Origin of the sequence: Bacillus cereus group sp. BfR-BA-01355 (genome assembly GCF_022663675.1) — a bacterium.
GTDB lineage: Bacteria > Bacillota > Bacilli > Bacillales > Bacillaceae_G > Bacillus_A > Bacillus_A thuringiensis_S.
The window spans coordinates 1-12552 of the sequence record NZ_JAKUFY010000136.1 but is presented as its reverse complement, the minus strand read 5'-3'; the positions used below and the strand labels follow the sequence as shown (position 1 = coordinate 12552).

The window sequence follows — 12552 nt, the reverse complement described above, 5'->3', positions numbered from 1 at the left end:
GATTCAGGATCCCAAGACACCCACGACCTTCTCTTCACTTCTACTATATAAAAAATAGTAGTGCGAACCAATGCCTTGGTCTGCACTACTAATCTTAGTATGTTTTGTATAGCTTGGAAAATAAGAAGAAAGTAATCTTTAATCATATATATGGCCTTATATTCACTCAGTTCTCGTTTCTTTTTCATAAGAAGCAATTGTCGCATTTGAAACATGGTAGAAGAACAAAGTAAAATGGCAATCAGTTGCCCATACAAATGGCATTCTAATCGTTCTCGTTTTATCTTTTTACAATGATGAATATGAAAGAATGATTTCCACGTTTTAAATAAAAGCTCGATTTGCCAACGTAAAGAATACCAATCATGTACTTGTCCCATCGGGACAATATCTATAGAGGTATTTGTCATATATACATTGATACCGCTAAGTCGTTTACTACGAGCAGAATACTTCATTCCTTTCTTTTTTTCTCTTACAGTTTGATCGTGTAATCGTTTTTGTTGTTGTTCTTTTGTTAGTCGATGAACAATCACACGAGTCGGCACTTTATCAGTCATTCCTACATAAGCGTCAGCTATTTCACATGTTTGTCCTGGTTGAAGAGAGCTCATTAAACCCTCCATATCTATTTGAATATACTCTGTACCTTTCTTAATTCTTCCATCTTGAAAATAATCAGGATTGGGATTTTTTTGATAAATACGTGTATTCGACTTGATACGAGAGATATAGTAAGCCTTTTGGTCTTGTATATGTTTAAGATCTTTCAAATGAAAATACCCTAAATCTCGGATACATAAATTATTCGCTGTCACAGTTGGAACACGCAGGGAACCGTAGGTTCGATCATGTTGTTTACCTGGACCTGTATGGATATGCAGGAACTGGCCACTTAATAGATCATACTCTAGCTGAATCTTCACCCCCGCTGTATGGCTGCATCCTCCTGCACCTGGATAAACAAATGAAAAGGGATCTGGAAGTTGAAATGCAGTTGAATCTAAAATACGAATACGCTTGAAAACAGAAGTATATGGAGAAGGAATAGGTATAGATGAGGCCAATTTTTGGTTTAGTAGTTTAGATAATATGTGTTGTAAAAATTGGACAGCCGCTTTATTAAATCGTTGATTCAGTCCCTCAGGACTGATGAGCACTTCTGTCGATGCTTCTAAACAGCTAGATAACTGGGTTAAAGAAGTTGTAGCGACATTTTGACTCATCCATACACATAAAGCGACTAAATCTTTTGCTTGGTATTTACTAGTTCTTTGTACAAAACCAACATCTCTAGCAAGATCTCGTAAGATATTTGGAGATAAGAATTTTTGAATTTCTTGAGCTAATAGTTGTAATTCATCAGATACAGAAATAGACATACAAAAACGCCATCCTTTCCTATGATTCTACAGAAAGAATAGCGTATTTTTTCATTTTATGGGGTATTTTGTTTTGGTATCTTGATAGCGATGGGGTGGACTCCCTTTTTAACATAAGGGTAATTTATGTCGTGTTTAGCAATTATTCATTACATAATGCAAATGATTGTTTACATTTTGTTAGTAATCATTTACAATTACAGTAATTGTAAATGAGGAAAGGGGAATTATGATACTAGAAAACAGAGTTAGAGAATTACGAGCACGATTTAGATGGACTCAGCAAGACTTGGCCGATGCAATTGGGGTCACAAGGCAGACAATTGGATTAATAGAAAAAGGTGATTATTCTCCATCTGTCACTATGGCGTTAAAATTAGCTGCTGTATTTCAAGTTACCGTAGAAGAGGTTTTTTATTTAAAGGGAGAGGAACGATTATGATAAAACAGGTTTTAAGATCTCCACTTATAGGGGCCAGTATATTTGTGTTGATTATTGCATTTTTACTATTTTCTCTTATGAATACACAAGTCATTTTAGCTAAGTTATGTTTCGGGATTTTAGTGACGGTTACTTTTTTATGGCTCATTCTCACAAGGATTTATAACCGAAAGAATCCTCATGATAAGATTAGGCTATTTGGTTTTATACCATCCGAATTTCGTGAAATAGATGAAGGGCAGCAGTGGGTAACCTATAAGGCTTGCCGAAATGTGTATATTTACTATAGTATTGCGCTTCCAGTAACGGCAGGGATTTGCTTTCTCTTTTCTCAACATAATTTTGTTCCATTATTGTGCATTGGTTTACTAGGTGCAGGTCAATATATTGTCTATTGGTTAACCACTATTTTTATTTTAAATCGTATTTAACAAAGGGGATGAAACAATATGGTGGAGTGGGCTCAAAATGCGGGGGCATTATGGCAATATGTAGTGTTATTTCTTTTAGCATTTGCCCCATGGATGGATGTATCAATTGTTGTACCACTTGGTATCGCATGGGGATTACAACCATTTGCAGTAGGAGTAACAGCATTTGCAGGAAATCTTATCTTGGTTCTATTACTCGGTTTTTTCTTTAAACAGTATGCAAAATGGCAAGCAGCAAGAAAACAAAAAAAAGGTATAACAACACCTTCTAAAAAAGAAACCCGATCAAGAAAAATATGGGATCGATATGGTATTCCAGGTTTGGCTCTTCTAGCTCCAATTCTCGTAGGAACTGATATTGCAGCCGTATTAGCTTTAACATTTGGATCTAACCGGACACACGTCATAAGTTGGATGACGGTCAGTCTAGCAGTATGGACAGTCATTTTTACAGTTGCTGCGATGTATGGACTTAGCTTTTTAAATATTATTTAGGATATCATAGTGATTTTAGGTAATCTAAAATCGTTCACTACCTAAAAATTATGGAGTGATGAAGTGAGTTCATATGATATTAGGAGAAAAGCTTTGACCAAAAACATTTGAACACTCAACTAGCTGTACGATATGGTCATAGTACCGTAATTCACGAACCTATATGGATAGAGACACATTGCTATCAAACTAATATTTTGAAGCATCCCCAAAACAAAAAAAATGTACATTTTCATCTGGAAATGTCAATTTTCTCGTTTTGGGGTATTTGCTTTCCTTAGGTTGATGGGCATGTGGCACTACCCCAATTAATAAATATTATTAACTATATATCTATCATATTTTTTATAAACAGGATTAATTAGATTTAAAAAAAGATTTCTTTTTCTTTACTCGTAATAAATCACCTGTCCATCCTTTGACTCGCATATATAAATACATACCCCCTGTTGTGAAAATGATAAATAAGAGAGCGATTAAATAGCTATATTTCCATTCTAGTTCAGGCATGTATTTAAAATTCATTCCCCATAATGCTCCTAAAGCTGTCAAAGGCGTACTCACAGCAGTTAATACAGTAAGAGCTTTCATAATTTCATTCCCACGATGAGAAGAAACAACTTCTTGTAAATGAATCATCGTGTCTAATTCTTCTTGGTACTCTTTAACAAGTTGTAATCCACGCTCTAATTTTACGTGTGTTTGTTTATAACAAAGGGTGTTTGTTAAGTTTTCTAACCAAGCTTCCTCCAAGCCTTGTAACACTTCCTGTATTAAGCGAAACACATGTGTGTTCATAAATAATTCATGACGAATATGATAAATTCTTTCTAAAACTGCTATGTTATTATGATGATAAAAATCCCATAATACATTTCTGAAATTGTTTTCAAAATAGTCAACCTTTCGTAAATAGTGAGATATAAATATTGATAAGATAGCACATACTCCTTCAGCGGAACTATTACAATTTTTTATACCCATAGGGAAATTATGTATTAATTTTTGGAAATCCTCTTCCTCTTTTTCCTGGACTGTTATCAGTATTCCATGAGCTACGAAATAATGAATAAATTTTTGAATTTTGGCATCCTTTTTATCTTGATCATATAAAAACGAACCATATACACAAGTTTGACTTGGTGATAACGTATAAACATATAATCCATTTTCACAAGGAGAACTTATTTTCTTTACAAATTGAGAGAAATAAGATGTTACATCACGAGGGATTATAGAAGAAAGTTTTTCAAGCTCACTAGTTTTCACATGATACCAACTCCATTTCGTCATTTTTATGCATTCCATATTATTCTTCCTTTCTAAATAGTTTTATGTTTGATCGAATCATATCCGTAATATGAAATTTGTATGTAGGTATTCATATCTTGGAGGAAAAGTTTTTAAATCATCTAAATTACAAAATAAATGGCATAGGAGGTCTTATTCTTTTAAAAGAAAGACCCCCTATATATTAGTTATTTTTATTCTCAATTTTAAACATTTCCTCTATACAAGCACTTTTTATCTTTTCTTATAAATAATTTATTATATATGGAAATCAAGCCCTATAATTTAGCAGTTCTATTCAACAAAATTCATTTCGATCGTTATTATAATTGGGATTTTTGTGCAGATTGATTGGTGATGTCCTCAAATACTTGACTTCCAATAATATAGTATCCATGAAGCGCGGCCTCTTTTGAAGCGTCTACCATACGGAAAGAAGCAATTTCACCTTGCATTTTTTCAATTCGTTTTTTGTGGATATCTACTATTCCTCCGGTCCAAATAATAGTATCATACTGGTCTAACTTAAATTGTTCTTGTAATACACGCATGACGTCTTGGAAGTGTGCATCCAACTCTTTTTGAATTAAAATATCCACCTGACTTGTCTCATAATTTTCGTCTCGATCTCCATATCCTTTTTCTAATATTTTTGGCATGTCGTTAATATGCAATTGATTACTTTCACCCGCATGATTCTGCAGGATATTCTTAATATTTTTCAAAGGCTTGCTACATCCTAGTTCCGTCTCATAATGATTTAAAATGAGATTCTGTTTCATATCTGCCATTTCTAATGTACGAAATCCACCATCAATAATTAAGATGCGATCTTGTTCCTGAATAATTCCCTCTTTTAAGAAATAGGCATGTAAAGCGACTGGTTGCTGAAGAATCAAAGCATTTTCCACCGTAATATTAATAAATTTCCCATCAATTTGCACGGAAGTTTCTTTTTTTAGTGCATGTTGTAATTGCTCGTGCTGACTACCAAAACAAGTGACTGGAAGCCCGGTAACAACTAAAGGTAACACGACATTTTCTTTATAATCCTTTGCAATGCAACCAAATATTTGTTGTTTAAAACGTTCGCTTTCATAATAATTTTCTATTTCTTCATTAAATGGAGGAAGCAATGAAGCGTCAGATTGATGTGCTTCATTTCCCATGTAGTATGCAAAGTCTAAGTCTATAAAACTCACCTTTGTTAAATCTTCACTGTCAGTATGATTAGGTACAGGGGCTAGTGTGGAAGCTTCACTCTTAATCGTCATCTCAGAATCTACATCCTGTCGATATGCCCGCTTGGTAAAGCCAATTCCTACATCAATTGCATACAGAGATTTCATACTTTTTTCCTCACTTTCTCTTTTAAGAATTAAATCTAGGCACTCTCTTCTTTCTCTTCTTTCCCTTCTTTCCCTTCTTTCACATATTTCTTTTCATTTTCCGTTTTTTCTCCGTCTAGGTTCCTACTATTTTCATTTATTTCGTAATCCTTTTCATCTTTTTTCTTTTTGTTACTTTCGTTTTCTGTTAAGTCTTTAATGGTAGAAATGACAACTGGTGTGGCTGTAAGCAATTGTGGTAATGTTTGTTTTGCAACATTAGCTGCAGTTGCAGAGAATTGTTTACTTGTCTCAGTTACCTTCTCCAATGTTTCCTTTATGTTTCCTTCTTGTAGTTTTTCTTTTACGCTTTTTCCTTTTGTTTGTATAGCTTTCCGATTTTCTTTTTTTAATAGGGAGACGATGACTCCGGTCGTAATCCCAATCACAGCATATTTAAATATTGTATGTTTCATTTTTCTCACCCTTCTCTACTTTTATTTTCTTCAATGCTACAACTTAAAATAATTACCTTACCTATTGCAATCTATTAGAGAGAATGATAGGTTTGCGACTTCCTATCACTCGCCATTGGTGTTTCAGCTGTTACTAGGAGTAAAATCCTCCCTTGATCTAGTTTTTCTTCATATAAGTTAGCTTCCTCCTTCGACAATCCCATTTCTTCCATTTGATTTCGAAGTTCGTCCCCTTTTTTGGAGAAAAAGTTGATAATACTTGTTCCCAATCCTTGTTCTTTTACTCCAATCGTATTTGTGTTTGTATCATCCGCAATCTTTTTTGTTAGATGTTTTTCATGTGTTAAGACATACATGTCATCTTGGTGAATCCCTTGCAATTCTAGCTCTTTTACTTTCATAACTACTTCCTGTTCATTTTCATATTCATGAACCACCGGTTTTCTTTCATTCTTGTGCATTGTATTTTTCCTCCTTTAAATTTTTTATTTTTTTATTTAGTTGTTATGTAATATGTAATACACCTATTTTAAAGATGTTAAACCTAAATTTTCAAAAAATTTCATAAAATAAGTTATAAATGTTTTTGAATATCACAGCGATGTCACGAGAAGTTTGCTTTGATAAAAGTGCTACAAATAACGATTTGTTTGGAAGGCAAGCCCATTGTTTTATAGAAAATTTCTATTTAGAAAAAGTTACAAAAGGAGTACAAGATATTTTTTTCGTTAATTAAATCCTAGGAAAATAAAAAAGCACTCTTTTTAAAAGAGTGCTAAAAAACATATAACCTAATAATGTTTCTAGTTTGATTACAGAAAGAAAGTCTTTATTAAAACATATAGTTGCTAATTTAATTGCGATCTTCCTTGCACCCAAGCAGCAATGTCATTTATAACATACTCAGGGATATTAGCAGGACTATAATATTCATCCGGTTTACTTATTTCTCCATCACCTTCTGTAAAGAAATGATTTAACTTCGGATATAGTCGATAATCGACGTTATCTCGTTCTTTTAATTGTTCTTTCCAAAGAGGAATTTCGATTTTTGATTGAACTTGATAGTCTCTTTCCCCTTGAATAATAAGAAGCGGTGTCTTTTGTTCTTTTGACATTTCGGCTGCTTTAATTTTTCGGATAGAATCCCAAAATATTGCTGATCCTAAGTAAAAATCTTTTGGGGGATTCTGACTAGAGAAATTTGGATCATTTAATAATTCAAATTGTGCTTTGTAGAATTTATATTCATCTAGATTCATTGCTCCAATAGAAAAAAGGTACTCAAATTGATCTAAAACAACGTCTTGGATCGTACGAGCTGGCCCACCCATTACAATTGCCCCAGCAATATTATTATTTTGATCTTTTTCAATCATTTTCGGAAGCATCATTCCACCTTGACTATGACCAAGAATATATATTTGATTCTTATTTATTAGAGGCTCATTTTTAAGAAATTGAGTTACAAAAAGAGCATCATCTGTTGTCTCTTTATCAACTGTATAAAAGGGACTAAATTGTGTTTTCAACCCATGTTCATAAGTTCTTTTATTATAGCGAAGAACAGCAATTCCCTTCGATGCAAGACCTTCAGCTAAATCGCGAAATGGTTTTAAAGCAAACGCTGTTTCATCCTGATCGGTTGCTCCTGATCCTTGAACAAGAATAACCGCTGGAAAAGGACCCTTTCCTTTTGGAACCGACAATGTTCCTGGTAATGGAAATGCACCACTTCCAACTACTACTTCTTTATCAACAAATGATTCAGGCTTACTATATGATGGACGCTCTGCAACAGGACTAAACGACATGCTGAGTTGAAAATCGTCTATTTTTCCAGATGGATCTAGTTTAATTAGTAAAGGTACAGTCATTTTTTCAAAAACTAATTGAATCTCCACATTTGTATGAACAGGATTTGTCTCTTTTTGTGTAACCTCTCCAATTTCTATAAAAGAACCTGCTTGTAATTGTACTGGGAGTCCCTCCCAATAGCTCTTCAGCCATTCTTCGGATATTATTTTCTGTAATGACCTTGAGGTTAAATCAAATGCAGATTTATAATCTTCACTATTCATATGGCGAATAAATGAAAGAGTAGTAGATATAATAGGATTTTCATCATCACTATTGTCTACTTTTTTTATAGTTGTGTTTGCTTCCTTTAATTTCGAAATAAATTGATGGTTAAACGGATAATTATATGTATCAGGATATAAGCTTGTTTTCAATACTTCCGTATTCCGTCCCTCATACAAACTTGAAGAACTCGTAAAATTTTCAGGTAAAATTACTTCCTCCGCATATGAGACTGAGGGAATTGTTATTGAAAAAATCGCACTAACAAGTAATAACTTATTACTTGTTCTTCTTTTCTTACCCATACTTATTGATTCTCCTTTCAAAATTTAAAATTTCTAATACAGTATGCCAACTATAAGGAAAATAAAAATTATCAAAGAGATTAATAATCTATTTTACGATCCCCCCTAACTAATTAAAAATCTATCATTAACAAACTTCAATAAAAAATGCCCTCCCCCTCTTTTTTTATTGTTGGATTTTCCAAGGACTTAGAAGCACAGCACTAATTTACATGTAAATGACCCATGAGATTCTCTGTTTCAAAAGAAAAAAGCACCCGACTAGATGCTTTCTTTAATTGTTCTCACTCTCATTTATTTAGTTAATTCTCTTATTACTGTAAAATAAATTTATTCTATTTCCTAAATCTCACTTATTTCTTAATTCACTCATACCAATATAAAACCTAATAACCTATCCTCAAAAAATAAAGAAAACAGGTTATTTGGCTATTCATTCCGTAAGCTTACTGCTCAAGTTAGTCTTTTTTCACACGGTTAAACTTTATTAAGAAAACCTTAAGGAATTTCCCTCTATATTTATAAGAATTTTTTTCTATACTGAATCATGTAAATGAACAAGAGGAGAAACGATCATGAAAAAATTTGTAATTTGCATACTAGGAATAGGCCTCCCTATATACTTACTACCTTTCATATTACGCGGAGATTTAGACAGATTTAATCCGATTGCTGAAGAAAAGAATGTATATGCCGTTGCGAAAGGATATGGTGTTCCAGATTATCATCATAAAGGAAGAGCTATGTACTCACTAAAAGGTGTTGATGAATTAAGCAATGAAAAAGAATATAAAGTTGGAACGAACACGCCTAATGATTTTACAAGAAAAATTTACTTAAAAATTCATGTGAAAGGTAAGTATGTCTATTCCTACGATATTATTTCTGAAAAGGACATTCCAGAGAAAATAAGGGGACAATTGGAGATAGCAAAGAAATAAAAGAGCCAATTCGTAGGAGTTGGCTCTTTATTATCACTCCCATCTACCGTTTGGAGAATTCTTTCGATCGATTTATTAAGTTCGTTATCATTGTTTTAACAACCATTCTTCAATTACTTTAACTGTTTCATCCCGTTGTGCTTTTGACGTAATTAAGCTTGCATTATCACCTTTTTGCTCACCATACATGCCAAAATGAGCATGGTTTCCGCCTTTTATCATGTGCATAGTTGTATTCTTTGACATTAACTTTTTATTGTTCTCTATTTTTTCTACAGTTGCTAAAGCATCTACTTCTCCATAAATAGATAACATTGGAATCGATTTTGTAGAGAAATCATCTGCAGGATAAGAGCCTAAGAAAATGATCCCATCTACCTTGTCTTCATTCTGAAAGGCATACTTAGAAATCATAGCTCCGCCCATTGAATGTCCAGCAACGTACCATTTTTGAACTTCAGGGTACTGTTCAATTACACTATCTACCGCATTGATTCCAAGTATCGCTAAGTTTAATGGTAACTTAGGCATTACTACAAAATGCCCATCTTTTGCAAGAGCTTCTCCTAAGTAACTATAAGCTTCAGCTTCTACTTTAGCACCTTGATAAAAAACAACCCCTATTTTAGCATCTTTCTGTCCAAAAACTATATTATCTTCATCTTTTTTATCATTCACTAACGACAAAGCCTCTTTCGTTGGTTTGTAAGTAAACTGGGACCAAGTAAAAAAAGTAATACTCCCTATAAGTAAAATACCAAGTAAAGAGTACAGAACAATTTTCATCCATTTCTTCATATGTATGACCTCCCTAAGATGTATATATTCTATACTTTAGATTATCATTAATAAACATAAAAACTCGAGCATTTTTATTGTGCTCAAGTTTTCATTTACGTCTTTAATTTATACTATAAATTGTCCAAGATAAATATGTAGCAAATGCAGACCATAAAAAATATGGAATTAGCAACCATGTCGATACTTTAGATAAATTGGAAGAAAACATAATGAGAAGTAACGTAGTAATAGCGACTAGTAAACAGTCTACTGTTGCTAAAAACAAATTTTTTTGACTGAATTGAAAGTAGCTGAACGCTTGATTGCACATATAATTTAAAAGGAATACAAACCAAAATGTTTTTGGCTTGAATCCATAGTTGTTGTAAATAATTGCAACTGATAATGCAATAAGTCCAAATAATACAGCCCATATCATTCCGATTGTCATACCAGGAGGTGTCCAAGACGGCTTTTCTAACGCATCATACCAAGTACGATCAATAGGGAATAAAACACTAGAAACATAAAACAAACCATATGTTAGTAAAAATACTATAATACTAGATTTTTTCATAAACATTCTCCTTTTTACTAGAAGATTATAGAAACTTTATATGATTAGTATGCCCTTGTAATGGATAAATTTCTAATATTTAAATTTCAAATACATATCGTTTAATCTATTTTATACGAACTCTTTCATACTTTTATATGCACACAGTGCTCTCTCTCTTGCTGCCTTATGATCAACGACTGGCAAAGGATATGTATTACCAAGCTTTATATTGGCCTTTTGTAAAATATGCTCAGGTGCTTCCCAAGGTTTATGTATATACTTATTCGGTATATCTCTTAATTCTGGTACCCATTTTCTTATATACTCTCCATTTTTATCAAACTTTTCTCCTTGTGTGATAGGATTAAAAATACGAAAGTACGGTGATGCATCTGCTCCACTTCCAGCAACCCATTGCCATCCCATTGTATTATTTGCAATATCAGCATCTAGTAGTGTATCCATAAACCATTTTGCTCCTTCTTGCCACGGAATTAACAAATGCTTTACAAGAAAAGAGGCTACAGCCATTCTTGTCCGATTATGCATAAAACCTGTTTGCCAAAGCTCCCGCATTCCCGCGTCAATAAACGGATAACCAGTTTCACCTTTTTGCCATACTCTTAATAACTCCTCTTCCTTATTCCACGGAAAATGTTCAAAGTTTTTATTAAGAGGTTTATATACTGTAAACGGATAGTGATATAGCAAATAATAAGAAAACTCTCGCCAAATTAATTGGCGTATAAAACTATTCACTTGTTTTTCAAAAAGACTACATTGTCTTTCGGTACTTTTATTTATTAAGTAATGATACATTAACTTCACTGATATTTGGCCAAATGAAAGATATGGCGCCAACATCGAATGAGCATTTTGATTTGGAAAATCTCTTCCTTCACTATAAGAGGCTAATTTGCTAGAGAAAAATTTCTTGAATGTTTTGTATGCCCCTTCCTCTGTAGGCTCCCATATTGATTCAATATGAGATGTCCACGGTATAGTTGGCAGCAAGTGTAATTCTGAAACAGATAAGCTTGCTGGTAAAGAGCTTCCCCATTTTATACTCTGCACTTTGCTAATAGGTTTAGGTATTACCTGCTTTTGAAATGCATTGTAAAAAGGCGTAAACACCTTATATTCAGTGTTGTCCTTCTTTTTTATAATCCACGGTTCTAATAATAAATGCGAATTAAATTCCTTACAAATAATACCTTTATCTTCTAACATCATTTTCATTTTTTGATTAGATTGTAATCTGTCCGGATCATAGCAAATATTCCAATATACAGCCGTTATATCTAATTGTTCTATGAGAGAAAGTATTTCTTCCTCCGTACGTCCTTTACGAATTATTAAAGTAGAGCCCAATGCCTCAAGTTGCTTCTTTACATCTATTACAGCATGGTGTAACCACCACTTTGCCGCACTTCCTATTGAAAAAGTTTCACCTTGTACATATACCGGAAGAACCTCCCCGGACTGAACAGCCTCAAATAGAGCTGGGTTATCATATAAACGAAAATCTTTTTGAAACATAACGATAATTTTGTTTTGCATGGCTACCTCTTCTGATTCTTAAAACATAATAAAATTTATTATACAACAGCAATTTATACATAAGAATTTATTTGTCTTTAATAAATTAGTTAACTTTTTCAACTATTTTATTAGTAGGAATTTTAACAACCGTTTCTTTTTCCCCTATTCTATCAATCTTGAAACCATGAACTTTAACATCAGACGGTACTAGTGGATGATGACAAATCATATCTATACTCTTCTCAATATTTTCACTAACATTTTCTTTTCCACTTAGCCATTCATCGAGGCTACCACTTGAAAATTCAGGCATGCAATTTTTAAAGAGATAGTCTAATTCTATATTATCTTTTATGAAATCACGTTGAGTTTGTAGATTAACTGAAGACGTTTCTTTATCCTCTATTCCGACAACAAAAATTTCTTTAACATTTTCTTGATAAATAGCAATAATAATAGATCTCATTATATCTCCATAAGGATGTACAATTACAGAATC

General features: G+C 33.0%; 15 protein-coding genes. 5 read left to right on the top strand and 10 right to left on the bottom strand.

All coding sequences use genetic code 11. From position 1 onward, the window contains the following. A partial coding sequence (locus MR167_RS27905; protein ID WP_242316007.1) for an IS4 family transposase occupies window positions 1–1382 on the bottom strand: 1382 nt, incomplete at its 3' end. Between the two features lie 229 nt (window positions 1383–1611). Here MR167_RS27905 and MR167_RS27900 point away from each other — a divergent pair. The 3 genes from MR167_RS27900 to MR167_RS27890 are packed head-to-tail and all read left to right on the top strand — an operon-like array spanning window position 1612 to window position 2750. Next, window positions 1612–1824 (top strand): helix-turn-helix transcriptional regulator, encoded by a 213-nt coding sequence (locus tag MR167_RS27900; RefSeq protein ID WP_000599740.1) that lies wholly within the window; start codon window positions 1612–1614, stop codon window positions 1822–1824. Then, the gene (locus tag MR167_RS27895; protein WP_000595642.1) at window positions 1821–2255 is read left to right on the top strand and encodes a hypothetical protein; all 435 of its coding nucleotides are present in this window, start codon (window positions 1821–1823) and stop codon (window positions 2253–2255) included. Before MR167_RS27900 ends, MR167_RS27895 begins: the two co-directional genes overlap by 4 nt. Window positions 2256–2273: 18 nt before the next feature. Further along, entirely contained in the window at window positions 2274–2750 is a 477-nt protein-coding gene (locus MR167_RS27890) for a small multi-drug export protein (RefSeq protein ID WP_000230643.1), read from the top strand. 357 nt (window positions 2751–3107) lie between these two features. Here the strand turns inward: MR167_RS27890 and MR167_RS27885 are convergent, their stop codons facing one another. From MR167_RS27885 to MR167_RS27870, 4 genes are all read right to left on the bottom strand, one after another. After that, window positions 3108–4058: a magnesium transporter CorA family protein gene (locus MR167_RS27885; protein WP_079245723.1), complete on the bottom strand. Its 951-nt coding sequence runs from the start codon at window positions 4056–4058 to the stop codon at window positions 3108–3110. A 305-nt stretch (window positions 4059–4363) separates the two neighbouring features. Then, complete coding sequence (locus tag MR167_RS27880; protein WP_000839445.1) at window positions 4364–5389, bottom strand: ParM/StbA family protein; 1026 nt, start codon at window positions 5387–5389, stop codon at window positions 4364–4366. A gap of 35 nt (window positions 5390–5424) precedes the next feature. After that, on the bottom strand, window positions 5425–5844 hold the full coding sequence (locus MR167_RS27875) for a peptidase U61 (RefSeq protein ID WP_242316005.1): 420 nt from the start codon (window positions 5842–5844) through the stop codon (window positions 5425–5427). A gap of 74 nt (window positions 5845–5918) precedes the next feature. Continuing rightward, a complete protein-coding gene (locus MR167_RS27870; protein WP_000549431.1) occupies window positions 5919–6305 on the bottom strand; it encodes a YflT domain-containing protein in 387 nt (128 codons plus the stop codon). 119 nt (window positions 6306–6424) lie between these two features. Between MR167_RS27870 and MR167_RS27865 the strand changes: the two genes are divergently transcribed. Further along, on the top strand, window positions 6425–6580 hold the full coding sequence (locus tag MR167_RS27865; protein ID WP_074789697.1) for an acyl dehydratase: 156 nt from the start codon (window positions 6425–6427) through the stop codon (window positions 6578–6580). A 112-nt stretch (window positions 6581–6692) separates the two neighbouring features. Here the strand turns inward: MR167_RS27865 and MR167_RS27860 are convergent, their stop codons facing one another. Beyond that, window positions 6693–8231 carry an alpha/beta hydrolase gene (locus MR167_RS27860; RefSeq protein WP_000516868.1) on the bottom strand — a complete coding sequence of 513 codons (1539 nt, stop codon included), beginning with the start codon at window positions 8229–8231 and terminating at the stop codon, window positions 6693–6695. 575 nt (window positions 8232–8806) lie between these two features. Here MR167_RS27860 and MR167_RS27855 point away from each other — a divergent pair. Further along, window positions 8807–9172, top strand: coding sequence for a YxeA family protein (locus MR167_RS27855; protein WP_000714889.1), 366 nt, complete (start codon window positions 8807–8809; stop codon window positions 9170–9172). Window positions 9173–9259: 87 nt separating this feature from the next. Here the strand turns inward: MR167_RS27855 and MR167_RS27850 are convergent, their stop codons facing one another. From MR167_RS27850 to MR167_RS27835, 4 genes are all read right to left on the bottom strand, one after another. Next, complete coding sequence (locus MR167_RS27850) at window positions 9260–9970, bottom strand: alpha/beta hydrolase (protein ID WP_000759149.1); 711 nt, start codon at window positions 9968–9970, stop codon at window positions 9260–9262. Window positions 9971–10073: 103 nt separating this feature from the next. After that, complete coding sequence (locus tag MR167_RS27845) at window positions 10074–10529, bottom strand: TspO/MBR family protein (protein WP_000749748.1); 456 nt, start codon at window positions 10527–10529, stop codon at window positions 10074–10076. 111 nt (window positions 10530–10640) lie between these two features. After that, window positions 10641–12071 carry a cryptochrome/photolyase family protein gene (locus MR167_RS27840; RefSeq protein WP_242316003.1) on the bottom strand — a complete coding sequence of 477 codons (1431 nt, stop codon included), beginning with the start codon at window positions 12069–12071 and terminating at the stop codon, window positions 10641–10643. Between the two features lie 85 nt (window positions 12072–12156). After that, on the bottom strand, window positions 12157–12552 hold a 396-nt coding region (locus MR167_RS27835; RefSeq protein WP_242316001.1), incomplete at its 5' end, for a carbonic anhydrase.